Source organism: Enterobacteriaceae endosymbiont of Donacia semicuprea (assembly GCF_012570535.1).
Taxonomy (GTDB): domain Bacteria; phylum Pseudomonadota; class Gammaproteobacteria; order Enterobacterales; family Enterobacteriaceae.
Window position 1 is genome coordinate 63,089 of the sequence record NZ_CP046210.1, and the last position, 25,375, is coordinate 88,463.

General features: G+C 18.9%; 24 protein-coding genes and 2 tRNA genes. 19 read left to right on the plus strand and 7 right to left on the minus strand.

Going from position 1 to position 25,375, the window contains the following annotated elements:
• Complete coding sequence (pta, locus tag GJT91_RS00340) at positions 1–2,145, minus strand: phosphate acetyltransferase (protein ID WP_168868286.1); 2,145 nt, start codon at positions 2,143–2,145, stop codon at positions 1–3.
• Positions 2,146–2,164: 19 nt separating this feature from the next.
• A complete protein-coding gene (locus GJT91_RS00345) occupies positions 2,165–3,382 on the minus strand; it encodes an acetate kinase (protein ID WP_168868287.1) in 1,218 nt (405 codons plus the stop codon).
• Between the two features lie 175 nt (positions 3,383–3,557).
• On the opposite strand from GJT91_RS00345, the gene GJT91_RS00350 reads away from it, so the two are divergent.
• A tRNA-Cys gene (locus GJT91_RS00350) sits at positions 3,558–3,628 on the plus strand.
• Between the two features lie 21 nt (positions 3,629–3,649).
• A tRNA-Leu gene (locus GJT91_RS00355) sits at positions 3,650–3,735 on the plus strand.
• Positions 3,736–3,744: 9 nt separating this feature from the next.
• Here GJT91_RS00355 and GJT91_RS00360 read toward each other — a convergent pair.
• Entirely contained in the window at positions 3,745–4,212 is a 468-nt protein-coding gene (locus GJT91_RS00360) for a CvpA family protein (protein ID WP_168868288.1), read from the minus strand.
• A gap of 228 nt (positions 4,213–4,440) precedes the next feature.
• On the minus strand, positions 4,441–5,268 hold the full coding sequence (gene truA / locus GJT91_RS00365; RefSeq protein ID WP_168868289.1) for a tRNA pseudouridine(38-40) synthase TruA: 828 nt from the start codon (positions 5,266–5,268) through the stop codon (positions 4,441–4,443).
• A gap of 175 nt (positions 5,269–5,443) precedes the next feature.
• Between truA and GJT91_RS00370 the strand changes: the two genes are divergently transcribed.
• The 3 genes from GJT91_RS00370 to lipA are packed head-to-tail and all read left to right on the plus strand — an operon-like array spanning position 5,444 to position 8,268.
• The gene (locus GJT91_RS00370; RefSeq protein ID WP_168868290.1) at positions 5,444–6,661 is read left to right on the plus strand and encodes a serine hydrolase; all 1,218 of its coding nucleotides are present in this window, start codon (positions 5,444–5,446) and stop codon (positions 6,659–6,661) included.
• Between the two features lie 22 nt (positions 6,662–6,683).
• Entirely contained in the window at positions 6,684–7,313 is a 630-nt protein-coding gene (lipB, locus tag GJT91_RS00375; protein ID WP_168868291.1) for a lipoyl(octanoyl) transferase LipB, read from the plus strand.
• Positions 7,309–8,268 (plus strand): lipoyl synthase, encoded by a 960-nt coding sequence (gene lipA / locus GJT91_RS00380; RefSeq protein WP_425483095.1) that lies wholly within the window; start codon positions 7,309–7,311, stop codon positions 8,266–8,268. The genes lipB and lipA overlap by 5 nt, the downstream gene beginning before the upstream one ends.
• Before the next feature lie 144 nt (positions 8,269–8,412).
• Here the strand turns inward: lipA and cspE are convergent, their stop codons facing one another.
• A complete protein-coding gene (cspE, locus tag GJT91_RS00385) occupies positions 8,413–8,622 on the minus strand; it encodes a transcription antiterminator/RNA stability regulator CspE (protein WP_168820769.1) in 210 nt (69 codons plus the stop codon).
• A 209-nt stretch (positions 8,623–8,831) separates the two neighbouring features.
• On the opposite strand from cspE, the gene GJT91_RS00390 reads away from it, so the two are divergent.
• The 3 genes from GJT91_RS00390 (at position 8,832) to GJT91_RS00400 (ending at position 12,721) form a co-directional block, all read left to right on the plus strand.
• Entirely contained in the window at positions 8,832–9,611 is a 780-nt protein-coding gene (locus GJT91_RS00390; RefSeq protein WP_168868293.1) for an enoyl-ACP reductase FabI, read from the plus strand.
• 151 nt (positions 9,612–9,762) lie between these two features.
• A complete protein-coding gene (locus GJT91_RS00395; protein WP_168868294.1) occupies positions 9,763–11,304 on the plus strand; it encodes a Re/Si-specific NAD(P)(+) transhydrogenase subunit alpha in 1,542 nt (513 codons plus the stop codon).
• A gap of 13 nt (positions 11,305–11,317) precedes the next feature.
• Entirely contained in the window at positions 11,318–12,721 is a 1,404-nt protein-coding gene (locus tag GJT91_RS00400; protein WP_168868295.1) for an NAD(P)(+) transhydrogenase (Re/Si-specific) subunit beta, read from the plus strand.
• 367 nt (positions 12,722–13,088) lie between these two features.
• Here the strand turns inward: GJT91_RS00400 and GJT91_RS00405 are convergent, their stop codons facing one another.
• A complete protein-coding gene (locus GJT91_RS00405) occupies positions 13,089–15,455 on the minus strand; it encodes an Rne/Rng family ribonuclease (protein WP_168868296.1) in 2,367 nt (788 codons plus the stop codon).
• Positions 15,456–15,820: 365 nt separating this feature from the next.
• Between GJT91_RS00405 and GJT91_RS00410 the strand changes: the two genes are divergently transcribed.
• The 11 genes from GJT91_RS00410 to GJT91_RS00460 all read left to right on the plus strand — a co-directional run bounded on the left by GJT91_RS00410 (position 15,821) and on the right by GJT91_RS00460 (position 24,235).
• Positions 15,821–16,771 (plus strand): RluA family pseudouridine synthase, encoded by a 951-nt coding sequence (locus GJT91_RS00410; RefSeq protein ID WP_168868297.1) that lies wholly within the window; start codon positions 15,821–15,823, stop codon positions 16,769–16,771.
• A 106-nt stretch (positions 16,772–16,877) separates the two neighbouring features.
• Positions 16,878–17,060 carry a 50S ribosomal protein L32 gene (gene rpmF, locus GJT91_RS00415; RefSeq protein WP_168868298.1) on the plus strand — a complete coding sequence of 61 codons (183 nt, stop codon included), beginning with the start codon at positions 16,878–16,880 and terminating at the stop codon, positions 17,058–17,060.
• A gap of 71 nt (positions 17,061–17,131) precedes the next feature.
• The gene (locus tag GJT91_RS00420; protein WP_168868299.1) at positions 17,132–17,575 is read left to right on the plus strand and encodes an ACP S-malonyltransferase; all 444 of its coding nucleotides are present in this window, start codon (positions 17,132–17,134) and stop codon (positions 17,573–17,575) included.
• Positions 17,575–18,087: an ACP S-malonyltransferase gene (locus tag GJT91_RS00425; RefSeq protein ID WP_168868300.1), complete on the plus strand. Its 513-nt coding sequence runs from the start codon at positions 17,575–17,577 to the stop codon at positions 18,085–18,087. The genes GJT91_RS00420 and GJT91_RS00425 overlap by 1 nt, the downstream gene beginning before the upstream one ends.
• Before the next feature lie 19 nt (positions 18,088–18,106).
• Positions 18,107–18,847, plus strand: a complete 741-nt coding sequence (gene fabG / locus GJT91_RS00430; protein WP_168868615.1) for a 3-oxoacyl-ACP reductase FabG — start codon at positions 18,107–18,109, stop codon at positions 18,845–18,847.
• A 65-nt stretch (positions 18,848–18,912) separates the two neighbouring features.
• Entirely contained in the window at positions 18,913–19,158 is a 246-nt protein-coding gene (gene acpP, locus GJT91_RS00435) for an acyl carrier protein (protein WP_168868301.1), read from the plus strand.
• Positions 19,159–19,248: 90 nt separating this feature from the next.
• Entirely contained in the window at positions 19,249–20,487 is a 1,239-nt protein-coding gene (gene fabF / locus GJT91_RS00440; RefSeq protein ID WP_168868616.1) for a beta-ketoacyl-ACP synthase II, read from the plus strand.
• Positions 20,488–20,731: 244 nt separating this feature from the next.
• Positions 20,732–21,361, plus strand: coding sequence for a dTMP kinase (gene tmk / locus GJT91_RS00445; protein ID WP_168868302.1), 630 nt, complete (start codon positions 20,732–20,734; stop codon positions 21,359–21,361).
• Between the two features lie 2 nt (positions 21,362–21,363).
• A complete protein-coding gene (locus GJT91_RS00450) occupies positions 21,364–22,365 on the plus strand; it encodes a DNA polymerase III subunit delta' C-terminal domain-containing protein (RefSeq protein WP_168868303.1) in 1,002 nt (333 codons plus the stop codon).
• Positions 22,366–22,398: 33 nt separating this feature from the next.
• Complete coding sequence (gene ptsG, locus GJT91_RS00455; RefSeq protein WP_168868304.1) at positions 22,399–23,853, plus strand: PTS glucose transporter subunit IIBC; 1,455 nt, start codon at positions 22,399–22,401, stop codon at positions 23,851–23,853.
• A gap of 31 nt (positions 23,854–23,884) precedes the next feature.
• The gene (locus GJT91_RS00460) at positions 23,885–24,235 is read left to right on the plus strand and encodes a histidine triad nucleotide-binding protein (protein ID WP_168868305.1); all 351 of its coding nucleotides are present in this window, start codon (positions 23,885–23,887) and stop codon (positions 24,233–24,235) included.
• A 115-nt stretch (positions 24,236–24,350) separates the two neighbouring features.
• On the opposite strand, the gene gap is transcribed toward GJT91_RS00460, so the two are convergent.
• A complete protein-coding gene (gene gap, locus GJT91_RS00465; protein ID WP_168868306.1) occupies positions 24,351–25,349 on the minus strand; it encodes a type I glyceraldehyde-3-phosphate dehydrogenase in 999 nt (332 codons plus the stop codon).
• Positions 25,350–25,375: the final 26 nt, after the last annotated feature.

Below are 25,375 nucleotides of genomic sequence, written 5' to 3' on the forward strand. Positions count from 1 at the left end.
TTAATTTTTTAATTGTGTTTGTATAACTGTTGCTGCTATTGTATAAATTATATCTTCAATTGAAGATCCTCTTGAAAGATCATTTATAGGTTGATTAATACCCTGTAATATAGGACCTATAGAAACAATATTAGATGTTTTTTGTACAGCTTTATAAGTAGTATTACCAGTATTAAGATCTGGAAAAATAATAATGTTAGCATTACCAGCAACCAAAGAATTTGGAGATTTATATTTTCCAATATTTTCTACTACAGCTGCATCATATTGTAAAGGACCATCTATCATTAATTTAGGAAATTTATTTTTTACTAATTTAGTTGCTTTATATACTTTTTCTACTTCTATACCTTTACTAGAGGTACCAGTAGAATATGAAATCATTGCTATTTTAGGATTTATTATACTAAATAATTTACTAGTTTCCCAAGATTGTACTGCAATTTCTGCTAATTGTTTATAATTAGGATTAGGATTAATAGCACAATCACCATATATTAATATATTTTTGGGTAATAACATTATAAATATTGATGAAATTATAGAAAATCTTGGTAGATTTTTAATAATTTGTAATGCAGGTCTAATAGTATTAGCAGTTGTTGTATTAGCTCCGGAAACTATGCCATCTACTTCTTTTTGTTTTAACATCATAGTAGATAAAATCATATTATCTTTTAATAATTCTATTGCTTTTTCTTGACTAAGTAATTTATGTTTTCTTATATACATTAATTTTTCTATATAATTATTTCTAATAAAATCAGGATCAATTACATTAATATTATTTAAATTTATATTATTCATTTTAGCTATCTTATGAATTTTTTTAATTTTTCCTAAAAGAATACAATTAGCTATATTTTTTTGATAACATATCGAAGCAGCTTGAAGAGTGCGTATTTCATCACCTTCTGGTAATAAAATTGTTTTTTTTAACTTTTGTGCTTTTTCTATTAAATTATATTTAAAAATATATGGAGAAATATAAAATTTATAATTTACATATTTTTTAGAAAAAATTTTTTCAGGAATATATGATGAAACATATTTAATAATGTTAGATATTAATTGATTATCATAAATTGGAAAGATATATTTATAAATATGATGTAATTTTGAATATATTTTATAAATATTATTTTTTGTATATAAAATAGTTATATTATTAGATTTAGCAATTTTTATAATTTTTGAAAAAAAATAATTAATACATTCAACTTTATTATTTGTGATAAAATCAGTAAATAATATACTATTACAAAAAATATTTTTAGATATTACTTGATATATTTTTTTTATACTCTCTATATCATTTATAGAAATAATTAATAAAGATTTAATAAAAATTTTTTGTTTTATAAAAAAAAATTTATTAAAAAATAAAATATATTTAATTCTATTATATATAATATTAATTATTTTACAATTTAAATAATTACAAATATCTTTTAAATTAATTCCAAATATAAAATTTTTTAACCATGGAACAACTATTATATTATTTTTAAATAAAATTAATGAATTATTATTTTTAATATTTTTTATATTTTCTAATTTATCTTCAAATATATTTAAATTATAAAAAAAAGGATTATGATTTTGATTATTATGTACTTCTTTAATAAAGAAATAAACTTTTTTTATGTCAAAATTAAATATTTTTTTTTTAAATAAAATATTAATATTAGATTTAACTTTTTCTAAAGTTTCATTTTTTAAATTTATAGATGTAACAAATATTATTTCTGCATTAAAAATATTTGCTATATCACAATTGAATTTAAATAATAATCGTTCCATATATATGGAATTAATACCTTCTATAAAAAAAATATCCGTATCATCTATATTTTCATAATATTTTTTTATTATATTATTTATAATATTATCATATTCAATAGTTTTATTAAATAAATTAATATCATTTATTTTTAAAGAATTTATTAATTTAATATTAGGATAATATTTTTTTAAAATAAAATTCGTATAATTAAAATTATAATTTTCTATTTGAGTAATCGGTTTAAAAAATTTACATTTTAATTTTTTATTTTTTATATTATTTAATAATCCTAAATTTATACTAGTAAAAAAATGTATATCAACATTTACTGGTATAGACATAATTACTTTTTTTAACATAATTATTTACCTTTTAATTTTATAAATTTGATTGATTATTAATAATTTTAAATGTATCATGCGCTATCATAAGTTCTTCATTTGTAGGTATAACTAATATTGGAATACTATCTATAGTACTAATTAAACCAGATTTACCATGTATTATTTCATTATTTAATTTTTTATCTAAAAAAAAATTTAAAATTTTTAATTTTTTTATTGTTTTTTCTCTAATTAAAATACTATTTTCTCCTATACCTCCTGTAAAAATAATTGCATGAATTTTATTTTTTATTAAAATACTATATGATGCTATATATTTAGCTAAATAATGTACAAATATTTTAGTAGCTTTTTTTATTTCTACATTTTTTAAATAATTATCTTCAATATATCTAAAATCACTAGTTATATTTGTTAAACCTAACATACCTGATTTTTCAGTTAAAATTTTGTAAATTTCATCTATTTTAATATTTAATTGCTTATTCATATAAAAAATAATAGCAGGATCAATATTACCACATCTTGTGCCCATTACTAAACCTTCTAAAGGTGTTAAACCCATAGAAGTATCAAAACTTTTACCTTTATTTATAACAGTAACAGAAGATCCATTACCTAAATGACATGAAATACAATTAAATATATTAAAAGGTATATTTAACATTTTAGCCGCTATTGTAGATACATATTTATGACTTGTACCATGAGCTCCATAACGACGTATTTTATATTTTTTATAAAATTTTATAGGTAAAGCATATAAATATGATGTTTCAGGTATTGTTTGATGAAAAGCTGTATCAAATACGGCAACCTGTTTATTTTTTAATTTAGGTAATATTTTTATTATCTCTTTAATACCTATTAATTGAATAGGATTATGTAAGGGAGCAAAAACTGATGCTTCTTCTATAGCTTTAATAACTTTTTTATTAATTATTACAGAATTTGTAAATTTTTCTCCTCCATGTACTATACGATGTCCTACTGCTATAATATTTTTATATAAAAATAAATTTTTTTTTAAAATTTTTTCTACTAAGTAGTTTAATACTATCTTATGATTTGTTTTTGAATTAAATTTTATTTTTTGTTTATTATTGTTAATATTCCATTTAATATAAGAATTTTTATTATGAAAATGTTCAGCTAAACCAAAAAATAATATTTCCTTTTTTAAAGGATTTATAACTGAAAATTTTAAAGAAGAACTACCACAATTAATAACAAATACTAATTTGTTTAACATATGTATTCCTAAAATAAGTATTATATAATTAATTATTAATCTATTATTTTTATTATATATAAAAAATAATAAAATTATATATATAATAAATATATATTTTTATATGAAAATTTTTAAATAAAAATAAAAATATTATATACATAATTTTTAATATCAGTTATTATAAATAAAATATGGCGCATTGGCAGAGTGGTTATGCAGAGGATTGCAAATCCTTTTATTTCGGTTCAATTCCGGGATGCGCCTAAATTATTTATTTTATATTTTACCCAGGTGGTGGAATTGGTAGACACAAGGGACTTAAAATCCCTCGGCATGTTATTGCTGTGCGGGTTCAATTCCCGCTCTGGGTATAAAATTTTTTATAAAAAATAATTATATTTATATAATAAATTATGAAAATAAATAAATACTAATGATTTTTGTTCAAGTAGAATATAATTATATAAATTTTTATCAAAATGATTTAAAAAATACAAAGAAAATAAAACAATAAAATATCCTTTAAAAAAACCAAAAAATAATCCTAATATTTTATTAAAAATACTTAAATTAAAATATTTTATTTTTTTATTTATATAATTATTAATTATATACCCTAATGATAGGGATAATATAAATGAAATAAGTAATAAAAAAATTTTTTGAAAATATAAATTATTAATTACTGTATTTTTTATATAAAATAAATAATGAAAATATTTTTTAGATAAATAAAATGATATACACCAAATTAATGTTGTTAAAATTTCTTTTATAAATCCTCTAAAAAAACTATATAATGAAGAAAATATTATTATTAATATAAATAAATAATCAATTATAAGCATATTTTTTTATGTATTTAAAATTTTAATTAAGTTATTTTATCTTTTTAATATTTAAAATAATATAAAAATTTTTAAAAATTAAAATAATTTTTAATTTTTAAAATAAAAAATTATATTATAAAAAAATTCTATATTCTTTACATTATTTAAAATAATATTCATTATTTATTATAAAATTTATATTTTGTAATACTTAAGTATATTAATTTAATTAAATTAAATTAATAATTAAATTATTTTTTTTAAAAAAAAATATGAATTCCAATTATAATAAGGAATACAAAAATGTTTTGGATATTCAACTTCTACTAAAAATAATCCATCTGGTTTAACTGTTGCAGCAGCTTTAGTCCTATCTTTGATAGTTATTAGTTCTAATAACCAATTTTCTTCCTTTTTTTCAAGTCCTATTTCTAATAGGCTTCCTACAATATTTCTGACCATATGATATAAAAAAGCATTAGCTTTTATATCAATTAATATATAATTTCCATATTTTTGAATATCACAATTAATAATCTTTCGAAAAGAAGACTGATTTAATTTTTTACCAGATTTAAAGGAAGTTAAATCATGTTCACCTAATAAATATTTTATTGCATTTTTCATTTTTATAATATTTAAATTATATTTATATGAAGTAACTAAACTATTAAAAATAGCTGATCTATATAAATTATTATATATAATATAAAAATATCTACGTGATAATGCACTAAATCTTGCATGAAATTCTTTTTTTACTGATATTATCCAATTTATAACTATATCTTTAGGTAATAAACTATTTATACCTAAAATCCAAGATTTTTTTTTTCTAAAACTACTGGTTTCAAAATGAATAACCTGTCCTAAACTATGAACACCTATATCAGTTCTACCTGCACAAATAATTTTAATATTATGATTAGCAATTTTTGAAATAGCATTTTCAACATATTCTTGTATAGTTTTTTTATAGTATATTTTTTGTTTTTGCCATCCATGATAATTTTTACCATTATATTCTACTCCTAGTGCAAATTTATATTTTTTTTTAGATTCAATCTTTATCATAATTTTATGTATACCTATATAAATATTATTTTTAATAATTTTATTTTACTAAAATTTTAGTTACATTTCTTTTAAAATTATATAAAATAATATTTTTAATAAATATAATTTAAATCATTATTTAATAATCTTATTATAAAAAATATAATATATACTTGTATATGAGTAAAATATAATGAAAATATGTGAAAAAACTAATAAAAAAATTAATCAAATCATAAAATTAATTATTACTACTATATTTATAATATACTCAACAATAGTATATGCACATGAAAATATATTTAATATTTCATCAGAACCTGATATTAATGCTAAATCATATATTTTAATAGATTATAATACGGGAGTTATTTTAACAGAAAAAAATAGTGATGAACTGCAAAAACCAGCTAGTCTTGCAAAAATTATGACTAGCTATGTAATAGCTAAAGCTATAGCAAAAGGAAATATACATCGTCATGATGTTGTTATTATTAGCCAAAATGCTTGGGCAACAGGTAATGAAGAATTTAATGGATCATCATTAATGTTTTTAAAAATTGGAGATCATATTTCTGTAGAGAATTTAATAAAAGGAATTATTTTACAATCAGGTAATGATGCTTGTGTCGCTATAGCAGAATATATATCTGGAAATCAAGAAAAATTTGTAGATTTAATGAATTTTTATGCAAAAAAAATAGGATTAAAAAATACTTGTTTTAAAAATGTCCATGGATTAGATAAACCTGGACAATATACTACAGCAAAAGATATAGCTATTATGGGAAAAGCATTAATTCGTGATTTTCCCTATGAATATTCTATATATAAACAGAAAAGTTTTACATTTAATCACATTTTTCAAAAAAATCGTAATTTATTATTATGGGATAATTCTCTAAATGTAGATGGTATTAAAACGGGGCATACTGAAAATGCTGGTTATAATATTATAGCTTCTGCAACAAAAAATAATATGAGATTAATTGTTGTTATTTTAGGTGATAAAACAGAACAAGATAGAAGAAAAAATAGTAAAAAATTATTAAATTGGGGTTTTGAAACTTTTCGTACAATTAATCCTATAAAAAAATATCAAAAAATTGCATCTATTCCTATTTTATATGGTAAATATAGTTCTGTAAGAATAGGTATTAAAAATAATGTTTATTTAACAATTTTTAAAAATCAAGAAAAAAAAATAAAAATTATATATCATATTAAAAATAATAAAATATTAGCACCAATATATAAAAATCAAATATTAGGTAGTATGACTTTTATAATTAATAATCATATAATTGCAAAATATCCATTAGTAGCCTTAGAAAATATTTCAAAAGGAAATATTTTTGTTTGTTTATTGGACTATATCAGATTATTAATAAGTAAATGGATTCATCAATAAAAATAGTATTTAATAAATATTTATGTACAAAAAAAATTTTATCATACGAGATTTAGGAATAGAACCTTGGTATATAACTTATAAAAAAATGAAGAATTTTAATTTAAAAAGATCTAATAGTACATTAGATGAAATATGGTTAGTTGAGCATATTCCTGTATTTACACAAGGTAAAACATATAATATTTCAAATATTTTATATTATAATCATAATATACCAATATTTAATACTGATAGGGGAGGAAAAATTACATATCATGCTCCAGGACAACAAATTATGTATATTTTAATTGATTTAAGAAGAAGAAAAATAAATATTAAAAATTTAATATTTATTTTAGAAAAAACAATTAAAAATATTTTATTATATTTTGGAATAATGACTGATGATTATCATCATAATCCTGGTGTATATATTAATAATAAAAAAATAGCATCTATAGGAATTAAAATTTCAAAAGGATGTTCTACACATGGAATAGCATTTAATATAAATATGAATTTATTACCTTTTAAATATATTAAACCATGTGGTTTTAAAAAATTAAAAATGACTCAATTAAAAAATTTTATTTCAAATATAAAAATTTTCAGAATTAAAAAATTATTAATAAAAGAATTTATTTTATTAATAGATAATTATAGTAATTAATTTTAATTATAATAGTTTTTTTAAAAAAATTTTATTTATAATATTAAATTATTTATTTAAAAAAATAACTTTTTATAAAAATATGAAAAAAAAAATTTTTAAAAAACCTAATTGGATAAAAATTAAACTTCCATTAAATAATATTAATAAAGTTCAAAAAATTAAATCTATTTTGAAAAAAAATAAATTATATTCAGTTTGTGAAGAAGCATCTTGTCCTAATTTAATGGAATGTTTTGGAAAAGGACAAGTAACATTCATGATTTTAGGAAATATATGTACTAGAAATTGTCCATATTGTGATGTAATTCATGGTAGACCTATAATAAAAGATTCTAAAAAAGAAGCATCTAATTTAGCAAATATTATTTTTCAAATGAAACTTAAATATGTTGTTATTACTTCTGTTAATCGAGATGATTTACATGATGGAGGAGCTAAACAATTTGTTAATTGTATAAAAAAGATACGTAAAAAAAATTTTAATATTAAAATAGAAATTTTAGTCCCGGATTTTAAAAATTGTATTGAAAAAGCTCTTAATATATTAAGTTTTTCTTTACCTGATGTTTTTAATCATAATATAGAAACAGTAAAAAATTTGTATTACAAAATAAGACCTTCTGGAAAATATCATAAATCATTAATATTATTAAATAAATTTAAAAATTTATTTCCCAATATTTTAACTAAATCAGGTTTAATAGTTGGATTAGGAGAAACAAATACAGAATTATTTACTACTATAGAAGATTTAAAATTTAATGGAGTTGATATTTTAACTATAGGACAATATTTGCAACCTAGCAAAAATCATTTACCTGTATATAAATATTATAGTTTAAAAGAATTTACTCAAATTAAAGAAGAAGCAATCAAAATTGGTTTTAAAAAAGTAATATGTGGTCCTTTTATACGTTCTTCTTATAATGCACAAAAAAATTATTCTAATTAAAATTATAATATATAAAAATTGCCTCTGAAAAATTATTTAAAATATTATTTTTAATTTTACTATAATATAAATAGTTAAATATAAAATTTTAATTCTATCAGAGGCAATAAATATATTAAACCTTTTTTTTGCTAATAAATAAACTTAGAGTGCAACAACATTAGCAGCAGAAGGTCCTTTGGCTCCGTTAGTAATTTCAAATTCTACTCTTTGGCCTTCGGTTAATGTTTTAAAACCACTACTTTGAATTGCAGAAAAATGTACAAAAACATCCTTACTACCATCTTCAGGAGTAATGAAACCAAAGCCTTTAGATTCATTAAACCACTTAACGTTACCTTTAATCTTGGACATCAATTATTACCTTTAAATAAAAATAGACACTAAAATTGTGTCACTTAAAAGTACATCAATTAATACTTAATTTGTCTAGTGAAACAAATCAAAAAAGTGAGAAATATCGAATTTTTAAATATTTTTTATGAAATTTATTTATTTTATTTACTATTTTCTTAAATTTATTAAATTTTATTGATAAAATAAATATTTTTAAGGTAGAATTTATGAATTTATTATTAGATAAAAAAATTTTAATTACTGGAATTTTGACTAAAAGATCTATTGCATATGGTATAGCTAAAATAATGTATAAACATAAAGCAAATTTAATTTTTACATACCAAAAAGAAAAAAATAAAAATAAAATAGAAGAATTAGTACAAAAAATGACAGAATATCCAATTTTAAAATGTGATGTATCAAAAGACAAAGATATTAAATCTTTATTTTTAAAAATATCAAAATTATGGAATAAATTTGATGGTTTTGTACATTCTATTGCATTTGCGCCTAATAATACATTAAAAAATAACTTTATTGAAAATATTTCTCGTAAATCATTTCAAATTTCTCATGATATTAGTTCTTATAGCTTATTAGGTATGGTGAAAAAATGTGTACATTTATTAAATAATAAATCTTCAATTATAGTTTTAACTTATTTAGGTTCAAAAAATTTTATACCAAATTATAATATTATGGGTTTAGCAAAAGCTTCTTTAGAGGCTAATATTCGTTATATAGCATGTAGTATTGGAAATAAGAATATAAGAATTAATGGTATTTCTCCGGCACCAATAAAAACTATCTCATCTTCAAAAATAAAAAATATTAATCATATTATAAGATTATATAAAAAAAATAGTCCTTTATCAGAAAAAATTACCATTAACCATATTGGTAATGTAGCTACTTTTTTAGCTTCTGATTTATCTTTAGGAATTACAGGAGAGATAATTAATTTAGACGCTGGTTTTAGTATACAAATAATTGGAAATAATTAATAATTTTAACTAATTTTAATTTAATTTATATATTTTATATAAAATATTAATATTGATAAATATTTTAATAAATGATAATTTTTAAATTTAGTGAATATTATAAATTTTATTTCATATAAAATTATATTTATTTTATAGAAAAGGATTAATTATGATAATTGGAATACCAAAAGAAAAATTTCTTAAAGAAAAAAGAATAGCAATAACTCCTTTAAATATTAAAAAATTAATAAAATTAGGTTTTGAAGTATATATTGAAAATGGAGCTGGAAATCTTTCTAATTTTGAAGATAAAGATTTTATAAGTGAAGGAGCAAAAATAGTAAAAAATATAAAAATTTGGGATGCAAATATAATAATTAAAATTCATCCACTTGACGAAAAAGAAAGTCAATTAATAAAAAAAAATAGTATACTAATTAGTTTTATTTGGCCTTATAAAAATACTAAATTACTAAATATTTTAGCATTAAAAAATATAACTACTCTTGCAATGGATACTATTCCTAGAATCTCAAGAGCTCAATCTTTAGATGCCTTAAGTTCAATGAATAATTTATCTGGATATCGAAGTATTATAGAATCAACTTATTTATTAGGAAGAACTTTGAATGGGCAAATAACTGCTGCAGGAAAAATACTTCCTGCTAAAGTAATGGTAATTGGAGCAGGAGTAGCCGGATTATCGGCTATTGGTACCGCAAAAAGTTTAGGAGCTATAGTTATTGCTTTTGATAAAAGAAAAGAAGTAAAAGAACAAATTCATAGTATGGGTGCTGAATTTTTAGAATTAAAAAATCAAGAAGACAATAATGATATACATGAATATAAAACTATTTCATCAAAAAATAAATTACAGTTAGAACAAGAATCTTTTAATAGTATAGTAAGTACAACAGATATTATTATAACATCAGCAATTATTCAAAATAAAAAATCTCCTATTTTAATTACAAAAGAAATGATTAAACAAATGAAACCAGGTAGTATTATTTTTGATCTTGCTATCGAAAATGGAGGTAACTGTGAATTAACAAAAAAAAACAAAATGATTATAACTAATAATAATATAAAAATATTAGGTTATACAAATTTACCAAGTAAATTAGCACCACAAGCTTCACAATTATATGGTACAAATATAGTAAATTTATTAGATTTATTATCTAGAAATAATTTTGGAAAAATTAATATTAATTTAAAAGATGAAATTATTCGTAATATGACTATTATTTATAATAGCGAAATTATTTGGCCTGCACCTATATCTTCTAAAAAAAAAAATGTAGAAAAAATAAATAATTTTAAAAATATAAAAAAAAATTTAACTACAAAAAAAAATAAAGGTTTTTTTATAAATAAATATTTTTTATATATTTTAGGATTATTTTTTATTTATTACATAACAAAATATATTCCTAATGAAGTAATTCCTCATTTTATAATTTTTTTATTATCCTGTATTATAGGTTATTATGTTGTATGGAATGTAAGTCATAAATTACATACACCTTTAATGTCTGTAACAAATGCAATTTCGGGTATTATTATTATTGGTTCTATACTACAAATTAGTAGTGATTATTTTACTATAATTATAATTGCTTTTTTAGGAATTTTATTATCTAGTATAAATATTTTTGGAGGATTAACTATTACTCAACGTATGTTAAAAATGTTTCGTAAAAATTAAGGAGAATTTATAAATGTCTGATAGGTCATTAATATTTACATATACTATATCAGCAATATTATTTATATTAAGTATTGCAAATCTTTCTAAAAAAGAAACCTCTAGGAGAGGTAATTTATTTGCCATTAGTGGTATGATTATTGCTATTATTATATCTATATTAAAATCAAGAATTAATAATATTGGTTATGTAATAACAGCAATTATTTGTGGAGCAATTATAGGAATTAATATATCGAAAAAAATTGATATGACTAAAATGCCTCAGTTAATTGCAATACTACATAGTTTTGTTGGGTTAACTGCAGTACTTGTTGGTTTTAATAATTATTTACTTTTAATATATAATAAAATTATTTTTGATAAAAATACTAATATTCAATTAGTAGAAATATTTATTAGTATTTTTATAGGTTCAGTTACTTTAATAGGATCTATTATTGCTTTTAATAAATTATCTGGATTTATGAAATCAAAAGTTTTAAATATTAAATATAAAAATCAAATACATATTTTTTTATTATCAATGTCATTCATATTAATGATTATTTTTTTAAAAATACATAATATTAAATTACAAATTTTATCATTAGGATTAATGTTTTTAATTTCATTAATGTTTGGATTTCATTTAATTATGAGTATTGGTGGAGCTGATATGCCTGTAGTTATATCAATGTTAAATTCTTATTCAGGATGGGCAGCGGCTTCTTCAGGATTTATGTTAACTAATGATCTATTAATTATAACTGGAGCTTTAGTAGGTTCTTCAGGTGCTATACTTTCATATTTAATGTGTAAAGGAATGAATAGATCTTTTCTTAATGTTTTACTTGGAGGAGGAAAAAAAATTATTAATGAAAATAATGATATTATTATAGATAAAAATATACCAAAATATAAAAATATTTCTATAGGAAATACAGTAGAAATATTAAAAAGTTCTAATAATGTAATTATTGTTCCTGGATACGGTTTAGCAGTATCTCAAGCACAATATCCACTTTCTGAAATAGTAAAAAAATTAAGTTCATTAAATATTAAAGTCAGATTTGCTATTCATCCAGTAGCGGGACGTTTACCTGGACACATGAATGTTTTATTAGCAGAAGCTAATATTCCATATGATTTAGTATTAGAAATGGATGAAATTAATAAAGACTTTATTAATACAGATACGGTATTAGTGATAGGAGCTAATGATACAGTAAATCCATCTGCACAAGAAGATATTAATAGTCCAATATCTGGAATGCCTATTTTGGAAGTATGGAAAGCTAATAATATAATTATTCTTAAAAGAAGTATGAATAAGGGATATTCAGGAATTAATAATCCTTTATTTTATAAAGATAATAGTTATATGCTATTTGGTGATGCTAAAAATACAATAAATAAAATATTAGAAATAATGTAAAAAAAAAGTTTACTCATTGTATAAATTTAAATAAAATACTAGAGTAAACTTTATAAAATTTTAAATAATAAAATTAATTATCAATATAATGATTTTTTTAAATTTATTAAACAAATAATTCATTCTTTCTACACAAATATTAAATAATTATTTATTAATATATTTTTTAGTAAAATTATAATTTTTTTGATTTTTAAATTAATTTTATATAAATAATATTTTTCTTTTTTATTAATTTTATTTTTTTTAATAATTTTTTTAATTTTAATTTATTAAATTCATAAAATACATGTAATGTATATATAGGATGATTTTAAGTTTTATTAATTAAATATTTAAAAATTTTCATTAATTATTTTATAAAATATTATAATCTTTTAATAGGAGAAGTGGCGTATCTTTTTGCCGCATGTGCACCAGCACCTTTATTTTTATTTAAATTAATTGAAGTATTAATTAATTTATTATTACAACAATTTATAAAACTATTTTGTAATTTTTTATTGTTTGATGACATATAATGTTTGTATATTTTTTTTTTAGTTAATACATTATTATTTTCTATTTTAATTCTAGATTGATATTTATTTCTAATATTAGAAAAAATTATATTTTTTTTTAAAATTATTTTTTTATTAGTATTTAATTTAATTTTATTTTTTATAGATATTTTAGATAAATTAATTTTCTGATTATTTAAATTATTACTAATTTTATTGATATTTTTTATATTTAAAATTTTTTTTAATCTAATATAATTATTTAAATTTTGATTATTATTAATTAATAAATTATTATTTATGTTTTTTAGTTTTTTTTCTGTTTTTGTTATTTTTAATTTAATAATAGGAGAAATTTGTTTTTTATGAAAAAAAATAATATTTTTTATTTTATTTAATTTTATTTTTTTTATAAAAATATCTGAATTTTTATTCAAATTATTTTTTTTGTAAGATAAAAAAAATTTATTATAATAATTTAAAATAATTTTTTTTATGTAAAGAAATTTTTTCGAAAAATTTTTTAAAAAATTAAAAAATTTACATTTATTTATATTAATAAAATTAAATAATTTATATATTTTTAAAAAAAAATAATTTTTTTTTTTTATTATTTTCTTACTATAAATAATAAAATTTGTATTTATATTATTTTTTTTTAATAAATTATTTTGAAAAAATTTATTTTTAAGATAAAAATTATCTAAATTTAATCTATCAAATTTATTCATAAAATAATGAATATTTTTTTTATCTTCATTATATTTTATGCTTAATACATAATAATTTGGTATAATAAGTTTATTATTAGGAATAATAAATGTTCTAATTTTTCTATTTTCAATTGCATTAACTGATTTTCTTTTTTCATTTAATAAATAAGATGCTATTTTAGCAGGTACAATTGCATACACTTCTTTTATATTTTTTTTAAATGATTCTTCTTCTATTAATCTTAAAATAGATAATGATAAAGATTTTTTATTTCTTATAGTTCCATTACCTAAACATCTAGGACATAAATAATAACTTGATTCTTTTAAAGATGAAAATAATTTTTGGCGCGACATTTCTAATAATCCAAATTTTGAAATATTACTTATTTGAATTTTAGCTTTATCTTGCCGTATTTTATATAATAATCTTTTTTCTATAATTTTTTGATTTTTTAAAAAAGACATATCAATAAAATCTATTACAATTAAACCACCTATATCTCTTAAACGTAATTGTCTAATAATTTCATCTGCAGCTTCTAAATTAATATTCAATGCTGTTTCTTCTATATCAGTTCCCTTAGTTGCTCTTGATGAATTTACATCTACTGATGTTAAGGCTTCTGTTGTATCTATAATAATAGAACCTCCAGAAGGAAGGTGTATTTTTCTTTGAAAAACAGTTTCTATTTGAGATTCTATTTGATAATAATTAAATAATGGAATATCACCTTTATATAATTTAATTTTATGATTAAAATCAGATTTTCCTAAAATATTAATATGTTTTTTTGCCAATTTTAATATTTTAAAATCATCAATTATAATTTCATTTATATCTTGACATAAATAATCTCGTAATGATCTAACAATTAAATTACTTTCTTGATATATTAAAAATGGAGCTGACTTATTTTGAGATTTTTTTTTTATTTTCTCCCAATGTTTTAATCTAAGTTTTAAATCTAATTTAAGTATTTTAATGTTTTTACCTAATCCTGCTGTACGAATTATTAAACTCATATTATTCGGTAAATGTAATAATGATAAAATTTTTTTTAATTTTTTTCGATCTTCTCCAATAATTTTCTTAGATATTCCACTTGAATTTGGTTTATTTGGCATTAGAACTAAATAACTTCCTACTAAACTAATAAATGTTGTTAATGATGCTCCTTTATGACCTCTTTCTTCTTTACTAATTTGTATAATAATTTCTTTACCTATTGGTAAAAAATTTTTTATATTTATTTTATTGTATATATTTTGATTATCATAATTAGGTAAATATTCTTCTGTAATTTCTTTTATTGGTAAAAAACCATGTTTATTAACTCCATAATCTACAAAAACTGCTTCTAAACTTAATTCAACACGTGTAATTTTTCCTTTATATATATTAGATTTTTTTTTCTTATGTTTAAAATTTTCTATATTTAAATCATATAATTTTTGTCCATCAACTAGAGCAACACGTAATTCTTCATGTTGAGTAGCATTTATTAACATTCTTTTCATAATAACTTACTCATATAGTTTTCTATAAACTAATTAAAAATTAATATAATTAAAAAAATTATATTTAATATTTTGTGAATTATTTTTACTAAAATTATAACTATTAGAAAATAGCAAAATTATTTTGTTATAATTATTTATAAATTTTAAAAATTTTTAAAATTTTTAAAATATACCTAATTATGACTAAATTAAATATATTTTAATTTTTTTATTAAAATTTTAATAAATTTTTTATTAAAAATAAATATTAACATAAAATTTTATATTCAATAATAATTTTCTATTAAATATATAACATATTATTATCTTTTATTAAAACTTTTGATTATATTAATAAAATTATTAATTTAATTTATAATTATATGTATAAAATAATAAAAACTAAATTTATAACTGTTTCTTCAAATATTGATAAACAAAGAATAGATAATTTTTTAATTAATAAATTTAAAAATATTCCTAAAAGTAGGATTTATCGTCTTTTAAGACTAGGAAAAATAAAAGTTAATACAAAAAAAATTTTACCAAATTTTAAAATTAAATCCCAAGACATAATAAAAATTCCTTCTATATATATTAATAAAATTAAGCCTATTAAATATAATTTAAGTTTAAAAAAAAAGAATTTTTTAAAAAAAATTATAATTTTTGAAGATAAATATATTTTAGCCATAAACAAACCTTCTGGTATTGCTGTTCATGGAGGTAGTGGTATTAATTATGGAATTATTGAAAATTTTAGATTTTTATTTAAAAAGAATTATTTTTTAGAATTAGTACACAGAATAGACAAAGAAACTTCTGGAGTATTAATAATGGCAAAAAAAAGATCGGTGTTAAAAATATTACAAAAACAATTAAGAGAAAAAAAAATAATTAAAAATTATATTGCTTTAGTAAAAGGTAATTGTTTTAAAAAAAAATATATTTATATTAAAAATTATTTATTAAAAAATAATTTTAATAAAAAAATTAAAGTACAAATAAATAAATATACGGGAAAATATTCAGAAACTAAATTTAAAATTATTAAAAATTATAAAAATATAATGTTGGTAAAAATAAAACCATTAACTGGTAGAACACATCAAATTAGAGTACACATGTCTCATATAGGACATCCTATACTTTTTGATCAACGTTATGGTGATTATACTTTTAATGAAAAATTAAAAAAAATTTATAATTTAAATAGATTATTTTTACATGCTAAAAACATTGAATTTATACATCCTATTAGCAATGAAAAAATTAAAATATATGCACCATTAAGTGAAGAATTAAATAATTGTTTATCAAAAATAAATTATTAATAAATTATATTGCATATATAATAAAAAATATTTAAAATACAATTAATTTTTAATATAATTAAATAAAGAAAAAATATTTATAATATAAGAGGTATTTTAAAAAAATATGGCAGTACAAAAACATAAAAAATCTAGATCTAGACGTGGTATGAGACGTTCTCATGATAAATTATCCAATAATAAAATTTTACTAATTGATAAAAAAACTGGTAAAAAATGTTTATATCATCATATAGATGATGATGGTTTTTATAGAGGAAAACAAATTATTATTAAAAATAATAATTAATATTATTAAATATTAATATTTTTAAAAAAAATTTAAATTTTATATTTAATTAAAATTAGATGTTTTAAAATATGAAAAAATTTATTGCAATCTTTCCAGGACAAGGAATTCAATTTATAGGAATGTTATCTTCTTTGTATAATAATTATAAAATTATAAAAAAAACTTTTAATTATGCATCTGAAATTCTTAAATATGATTTATGGAATTTAATTCAGTATAGTACATCACAAAAATTAAATAAAACTTATTATACACAACCAGCTATTTTAACCGCATCTATAGCTATATATAGATTATGGTTGCAAAAAAATGGTATACTACCTAGTATAGTAATGGGTTATAGTTTAGGAGAATATACTGCAATGGTTTGTAGTAATATTATCAGTTTTTCTGATGCAATTAAAATCGTAAAATTTAGAGGTAAATTAATGCATAAATTATCATCTAATTTAAATGATTATAATAAAAATGGATATTACATGCAAACAATTATCGGAATAAAAAAAAAATAGTGGAAAATATTTGTATAAAAATTTCAAAAAAAGAGAATATTATATCAATATCTAATTATAATTCATATAAAAATATTACTATTAGTGGTAATAAATTAGCCATAATTAAAGCTATAAAAATATTTAAATTTTTGGGTGCACGTATAGTTCCTATAAATATAAATATACCTTCACATTGTTTATTAATGAAACCTATAATATATGAATTTAAAAATTTTTTAGATAAAATTATATTTAATAAACCTGAAATTATATTTATTAATAATATAAATTGTAAATATGAAAAATCACCGGAAAAAATTAAAAATTATTTAGTAAAACAATTATATTCCACTGTAAATTGGGTGGGATGTTTAAATTTTATAAAAAAAAAAAATATATTTAATGTAATTGAATTTACTCCTAAAAAAATACTTAAAAAAATATCAAAACCAATTTTAAACGATTTAAATATAAGTTCAATTTATGATTTAAAATCATTTCTTGTTACATTAAAAAAATACAAAATTTAATAATAAATAAATGATAAATATTAATCTTAATGGTAAAATAGCGTTAGTTACTGGTGCAAGTAAAGGTATAGGATATAATATTGCTAATACATTAGCTAATTATGGAGCTTATGTTATTGGTACATCTACTAATTCGAATGGAATAAAAATAATAAATAATTATTTAGGTAAAAATGGTATTGGTTTAATTCTTAATTTAGAAAATAATTCTACATATATTATCAATAATTTTATTAGATATGTTATTAGAAATTTTAAAAGTTTAGATATACTAATTAATAATTCTGGAATAATATATGATAAACTTGTCTTAAATATGAAAGATTATCAATGGAATAATGTTTTAAAAATTAATTTAACTTCTATTTTTAAAATATGTAGAGAAGTTATTTATTATATGTTAAAAAAAAAATTTGGTCGTATAATTAATATTAGCTCTATAATAGGAATTATTGGTAATAAGGGACAAGCTAACTATGCTGCAACAAAAGCAGGAATCATAGGATTTAGTAAATCTTTAGCTCAAGAAGTAGCACATAAAGGAATTACTGTAAATATTATATCTCCTGGTTATATTGAAACTAATATGACATTAAAATTGAAAAAAAAATATCGTAATAATATAATATCAAAAATCCCATCCAAACGTTTTGGAAATCCTCAAGAAATAGCAGATGCTGCAATTTTTTTAGTTTCTGAAAAAGCATCTTATATAACAGGAGAAACATTACACATTAATGGCGGTTTATATATGAAATAATTTTTATTTTATTTATAAAAATAAAATTAATAATTTTATCTTAAAAAATTTTAATAGGAAATATAATGAATACAAGTAATTCTATTACACAACGTGTAAAAAAAATTATTATTAATATTTTAGAAATTAAAAAAAATAATATTGCGAATACTTCTTCTTTTAAAAAAGATTTAAATGCTGATTCTCTTGAAACTATTGAAATTATAATGGCATTAGAGGAAGAATTTAATATTGAAATTTCAGATGAAGATGCTGAAAAAATTACTTCTATTCAAGAAGCAATTAATTATATTAATGATTATAAAAATTAAAATTAATTTTAAATTAAGAAATAAAATAATATTTTTATGTTATTTTATAATTTTAAATAAAATATGAATAATTTAAATAAAAAAAAATTAATGTATAGACGTAGAGTAGTAATTACTGGTATTGGAATGATAACTCCTATAGGTAATTCAATAAAATCTAATTGGTATAATCTTATAAATGGAAATAGTGGTATCAATATTATTGATACTTTTAATATTAATAAATATAAAACTAAAATTGCTGGTTTAATAAAAAATTTTAAATATAAAGATTTTATTATAAATAAAAAAAAAAATATTGATTTATTTATACAATATGGATTAGTTGCTTGTAAGGAGGCGATTCAAAATTCTGGTTTATTATTTAATAAAAACCATAATCCAAGATTTGGTGTTTCTGTTGGTTCTGGTTTAGGTGGTATAAATTTAATTGAAAAAAATTCTTATATTTTAAATAGAAAAGGTTTAAAAAAAATAAGTCCTTTTTTTTTCCCATCAACTATTTTGAATATGATAACAGGTAATATTTCAATAAAATATAAATTAACTGGTCCTAGTTTATCAATTAGCACAGCATGTAGTTCAGGAATGCATAATATTGGCATGGCTTTTAAAATTATATCTTATAATGATGCAGATATTATGATTGCTGGAGCATCAGAAAAAGCTGTTACTCCTTTAAGTTTAGGAGGTTTTTGTGCTATGAAAGTTTTATCTAAAAGAAATAATCAACCTAAACAAGCAAGTAGACCTTGGGATAAAGATAGAGACGGATTTGTAATCGGAGATGGAGCAGGTATATTAATTTTAGAAGAATATAATCATGCAAAAAAAAGAAATGCAAATATTTTTGCTGAAATTATTGGATTTGGGATGAGTAATGATGCATATCATATAACTTCTCCTTCTATAAATGGTAAAGGAGCTCAATTATCTATGTTAAATGCATTAAAAGATGCAAATATTAATCCTGAAAAAATTCAATATATAAATGCTCATGGTACATCAACTATATTAGGAGATATAGCAGAAGCAAATGCTATTAAAATAGTTTTTAAAAATAATTATTCTAAATTATTTATAAGCTCTACTAAATCTATTACTGGCCATTTATTAGGTGCAGCAGGAGCAATTGAATCTATTTATTCTGTTTTATCCTTAAAAAATCAAATAATTCCACCAACAATTAATTTAGATCATCCTGATAAAAATTTAAATTTAGATTTTGTACCTAATTTTTCTCGTGATGTAAATAATATGAAATATGTATTATGTAATTCTTTTGGTTTTGGAGGTACTAATGCATCATTAATATTTAAAAAAATATAATTTATTATTAATAATAATAATTATTATCTTTTTATAAAAATTTTAAATAATAACAAATTTTAATATATTTTAAAATTATTATATAAATAATTATTAATTTAAATAACATTAATATTATATAAATATATAATTAATTAAAATTAATTATTAAATAATATTTGGTTTATTTTATTTAATTAATAATTTTTTTTAAAAAAATTTTACTATAATATTATTTATTTTAATAAAATTTTAATAACATAAAATGAAAAATCATAAATTTATTGTAATAGAAGGTATAGATGGATCTGGAAAAACAACAATTTGTAATTATATAATAAAATTATTAAAAAATTTTAATATTACAAATATTATTTTAACTCACGAACCTGGAGGAACTCCAGTTGCTGAAAAATTAAGAAATATTATAAAATTTACTAAAAAAGAAAATTTTTCTTATAAAACAGAATTATTATTAATATATGCTTCTAGATTACAATTATTAAATAATATTATACGACCTAATATTAATACACACTGGATAATATCTGATAGATATGATATATCTTCTTACGCTTACCAAATTGGAGGAAGAGGAATAAATAAAAAATATATAACTTTTTTACAAAACTTTATTAAAAATAATATAAAACCTGATATTATTATTTATTTAGATATTGATCCTATAATAGCTCTACAAAGAATTAAATTTAAAAAAAAAGATAGAATTGAAAATGAATCTATAAATTTTTTTTCTAGAGTGCGTAATTATTATTTAAAAATAGCAAAAAAAAATAAAATAATAAAAATAATTAATGCAAATAATAGTTTAGAAAATGTTAAATTTTTAGTTAAAAAAAAAATTATAAAACTAATAAAATTTACAGAAATATAAAAATGTATAATTCTTCTTATCCTTGGTTAAATTTTTTTTATAAAAAAATAATTTATCAATTTTTAAATAAAAAAAATTATAATACTTTTGTTTTTTGTTCTATAAATGGTTTAGGTACTATTTCTTTAGTTTATGAAATAATTAAATGGATTTTTTGTATAAATAAAAATAATTTATATAGTTGTTCTGTTTGTAATAATTGTTTATTAATCAAAGAAAATAATTATCCTGATTTACATATCATTAAATGTAAAAATAATCAAAAAACTATTAGTATAGAATCAATTAGAAATTTAATAAATAATATTTATAATTCTTCTTTTAAAGATAAAGGTAAAATTGTATGGATTCCTTATGCTAAACAATTAAATCTATCATCTAGTAATGCTATTTTAAAAATTTTAGAAGAACCTCCTATAGATACTTATTTTTTTTTACAATGTAACAATAAATATGAAATATTACCTACAATATATAGTAGATGTCAATTTTGGTACATATATCCTCCTAATGAAACATTAGGTATTTCTTGGTTAAAAAATAAACTTAAAAACGGTAAAATTTTAAAAAAAATATATATACAAACAGCATTACGATTATGTAATAATGCTCCAATTTATGCATATAAATTACTAAATAATATAATATGGAAAGAGAGAAAAATTTTATATAATATTTTTATATCTTCTTTAGAAAAAGATATAATGAAATTATTATATATATTAAACAATAAAAATATTTTATTATATTTAAATTGGATATATCTAATTTTATTAGATACAATAAAATTACATCTAAAAATAGATAAAAAATATTTTTATAATTTAGATCAAATTTTAATTATAAATAAAATATCTAACTTAATTTTTTTAGATAAAATTTTATTAATGATAAAAAAAATATTATATTATCGTAATATTTTAATAAAAATTAATATAATTAATAATGAATTAGTATTAATTAACTTATTATTATCTTTAGAAAAAATTTATAAATATAAATAATAATTTTAAAAATAATTAAATTAAGGTTTCATCATGTTTAAAAATACATTTGCTAATATGCAAAAAATTGGTAAATCTTTAATGTTACCTGTATCAGTATTACCTATAGCTGGTATATTATTAGGTATAGGATCAGCCCATTTTTATTGGTTACCTAAAATTCTTTCTAATATTATGGAAAAAACGGGTAGTTCTGTATTTGCAAATATGCCTTTAATATTTGCTATTGGTATAGCTTTAGGATTTACTAAAAATAATGGTGCATCTGCATTAGCAGCTGTTGTTTCTTATGGTATTTTAACAAAAACTGTTGAAGTAGTAATTCCTATGTTATTACATAATAAAATTACACCAGAAATAATAATACAAAAACATTTAACTGATACGGGAGTTTTAGGTGGTATTATTGCTGGCTCTATTGCTGCTTATATGTTTAATCATTTTCATAAAATTCAATTAGTTGATTATCTTGGTTTTTTTTCTGGAACACGTTTTGTTCCTATTATTTCTGGATTAATGTCTATTTTTATTGGTTTATTATTATCCGTAATATGGATACCTATTGGTAAATTAATACAAATTTTTTCATATTGGGCTGTATATCAAAATCCAATATTTGCATTTGGTATTTATGGAATAATAGAAAGAACATTGTTACCTTTTGGTCTACATCATATATGGAATGTTCCATTTCAAATGGAAATTGGTTCATTTATGAATACAGTAACTAAACAAATGTATCATGGTGATATTGCAAGATATATAGCTGGAGATCCATCTGCAGGAAAGTTAGCTGGAGGTTTTTTATTTAAAATGTATGGATTACCAGGAGCTGCTATAGCAATATGGCATACAGCAAAAAAAGAAAATAAAAAAAAAATTGGTAGTTTAATGTTATCTGCAGCATTAACATCTTTTTTTACAGGAATTACTGAGCCTATAGAATTTTCATTTATGTATGTAGCACCAATATTATATATTATTCATATTATTTTATCTGGATTATCTTTTCCCATTTGTATTATTTTAGGAATGAGAAATGGAACTAGTTTTTCTCATGGTTTAATAGATTTTATTATTTTAAGTGGTAACGGGAGTAAAATATGGTTATTTCCTATTATAGGAATTTTTTATACTATTATTTACTATAGTCTATTTAAAATATTAATAAAAAAGTTAAATTTACAAACTCCTGGAAGAGAAAAAATACAAAATTTTATTTATGAAAATAATAATATATTATCAAAAAATTATGGTAAAGAATTAGTGAATGCTTTTGGAGGAAGTAATAATATTACTAATTTAGATGCTTGTATTACTAGATTACGTATAAGTGTTAAAAATATCAATAAAGTTGATAGAAAAAAAATAAAATTATTAGGAGCGTCTGCAATTATTATTTCAGGTAATGGTATCCAAGCTGTATTTGGAACTAAATCAGATAATTTAAAAATAAAAATGGAAAATTTTATAAAAAAAGATAAGTAAAAATTAAGATAATTATTAAAAAATAAGTTTTATGAATAATAAAAAAAATATATTTCAAAAAATTTTATCTAGAAAAATTATTACTAATATTATTTATCAAGATAATTTAGTGACTGCTTTTAATGATATTAAACCTGAATCTCCGGTACATATTTTAATTATACCTAATAATTTTATTGCAACACTTAATGATATTAAAAAAAATGATGAATTAATATTAGGAAGAATGTTATTTATTGCATCTAAAATAGCAAAAAAAAAAAATATTGATAAAAAAGGATATAGAATTGTTATTAATTGTAATGAACATGGATGTCAAACAATATTTTATTTACATATGCATTTATTAGGTGGAAGACAAGGTATAAACAAATTTTTCTAATAATTATTTTTAAAATATTAACAAAATTTTATAAAATATTAATTTTTTTAACTGCTATGTATTAATCAATAAATACATAGCAATAATTTTTTTTTAAATATTCTTATTAGAAATTTTATTTAAAAATATGTAAAATTAAATCTAGTATTTTAGCAGAATATCCTGTTTCATTATCATACCAAGAAATTAATTTAAAAAAATTATTATTAATAGCAATACTTGCTTTTTTATCAAATATAGATGTTAATAATGACCCATTAAAATCACTTGAAACTACATCATCTTCTGTATAACCAATAATATTTTTCATATAATTATGTGAAGCAAATTTAATAATTTCATAAATATTTGATAATGTAGTTTTTTTTAAAACTTGAACTGTAAAATCAACTACAGAAACATTAGCAACTGGTACTCTTAAGGAAATACCTGTTAATTTATTATTTAATTCAGGTAAAACAATACCAACAGCTTTTGCTGCTCCAGTATTTGAAGGAATAATATTTTGATAAGCTCCTCTACCGCCTCTCCAATCTTTCCTAGAAGGACTATCTACAGTTTTTTGTGTTGAAGTCACTGCATGAATAGTTGTCATTAAACCATTTTCAATAATATAATTATCATTAATAATTTTAGCTAAAGGAGCTAAACAATTAGTTGTACATGAAGCATTAGAAATAATTTTTTCTCCTTTATAATTATTTAAATTAACTCCATTTACATACATAGGAATAGAATTATCTTTAGGAGGTGCTGTAATAATAACTTTTTTTGCACCAGCATAAATATGTTTATTAGCAAGTTCTTTTGTTAAAAAAATACCAGTAGATTCTATAACAACATCAATATTTAAATTATCCCATTTTAATTTACTAGGATCTGATTCAGAAAAAATGTGTATAATATTTTCATTTATAATTAAATTATTATTTTTAACTTTAATTTTTCCATTAAAATGTCCATGTGTAGAATCATATTTTATCATATAAGCCATATAATTTACTTCTAATAAATCATTTATTGCTATAATTTTAACTTCACTATTTTTTTGAGCAATACGAAAAAAAATACGACCTATTCTTCCAAATCCATTAATAGCTACTCTAATAGACATTAAATTATCTCCTCAAAACAAAAAAC

Excerpts from the sequence above, each read along its gene's own strand:
- pta (WP_168868286.1), bottom strand. The coding sequence starts at position 2,145 with ATGTTAAAAAAAGTAATTATGTCTATACCAGTAAATGTTGATATACAT.
- GJT91_RS00345 (WP_168868287.1), bottom strand. The coding sequence starts at position 3,382 with ATGTTAAACAAATTAGTATTTGTTATTAATTGTGGTAGTTCTTCTTTA.
- GJT91_RS00360 (WP_168868288.1), bottom strand. The coding sequence starts at position 4,212 with ATGCTTATAATTGATTATTTATTTATATTAATAATAATATTTTCTTCA.
- truA (WP_168868289.1), bottom strand. The coding sequence starts at position 5,268 with ATGATAAAGATTGAATCTAAAAAAAAATATAAATTTGCACTAGGAGTA.
- GJT91_RS00370 (WP_168868290.1), top strand. The coding sequence starts at position 5,444 with ATGAAAATATGTGAAAAAACTAATAAAAAAATTAATCAAATCATAAAA.
- lipB (WP_168868291.1), top strand. The coding sequence starts at position 6,684 with ATGTACAAAAAAAATTTTATCATACGAGATTTAGGAATAGAACCTTGG.
- cspE (WP_168820769.1), bottom strand. The coding sequence starts at position 8,622 with ATGTCCAAGATTAAAGGTAACGTTAAGTGGTTTAATGAATCTAAAGGC.
- GJT91_RS00390 (WP_168868293.1), top strand. The coding sequence starts at position 8,832 with ATGAATTTATTATTAGATAAAAAAATTTTAATTACTGGAATTTTGACT.
- GJT91_RS00395 (WP_168868294.1), top strand. The coding sequence starts at position 9,763 with ATGATAATTGGAATACCAAAAGAAAAATTTCTTAAAGAAAAAAGAATA.
- GJT91_RS00400 (WP_168868295.1), top strand. The coding sequence starts at position 11,318 with ATGTCTGATAGGTCATTAATATTTACATATACTATATCAGCAATATTA.
- GJT91_RS00405 (WP_168868296.1), bottom strand. The coding sequence starts at position 15,455 with ATGAAAAGAATGTTAATAAATGCTACTCAACATGAAGAATTACGTGTT.
- GJT91_RS00410 (WP_168868297.1), top strand. The coding sequence starts at position 15,821 with ATGTATAAAATAATAAAAACTAAATTTATAACTGTTTCTTCAAATATT.
- rpmF (WP_168868298.1), top strand. The coding sequence starts at position 16,878 with ATGGCAGTACAAAAACATAAAAAATCTAGATCTAGACGTGGTATGAGA.
- GJT91_RS00420 (WP_168868299.1), top strand. The coding sequence starts at position 17,132 with ATGAAAAAATTTATTGCAATCTTTCCAGGACAAGGAATTCAATTTATA.
- acpP (WP_168868301.1), top strand. The coding sequence starts at position 18,913 with ATGAATACAAGTAATTCTATTACACAACGTGTAAAAAAAATTATTATT.
- fabF (WP_168868616.1), top strand. The coding sequence starts at position 19,249 with ATGTATAGACGTAGAGTAGTAATTACTGGTATTGGAATGATAACTCCT.
- tmk (WP_168868302.1), top strand. The coding sequence starts at position 20,732 with ATGAAAAATCATAAATTTATTGTAATAGAAGGTATAGATGGATCTGGA.
- GJT91_RS00450 (WP_168868303.1), top strand. The coding sequence starts at position 21,364 with ATGTATAATTCTTCTTATCCTTGGTTAAATTTTTTTTATAAAAAAATA.
- ptsG (WP_168868304.1), top strand. The coding sequence starts at position 22,399 with ATGTTTAAAAATACATTTGCTAATATGCAAAAAATTGGTAAATCTTTA.
- GJT91_RS00460 (WP_168868305.1), top strand. The coding sequence starts at position 23,885 with ATGAATAATAAAAAAAATATATTTCAAAAAATTTTATCTAGAAAAATT.
- gap (WP_168868306.1), bottom strand. The coding sequence starts at position 25,349 with ATGTCTATTAGAGTAGCTATTAATGGATTTGGAAGAATAGGTCGTATT.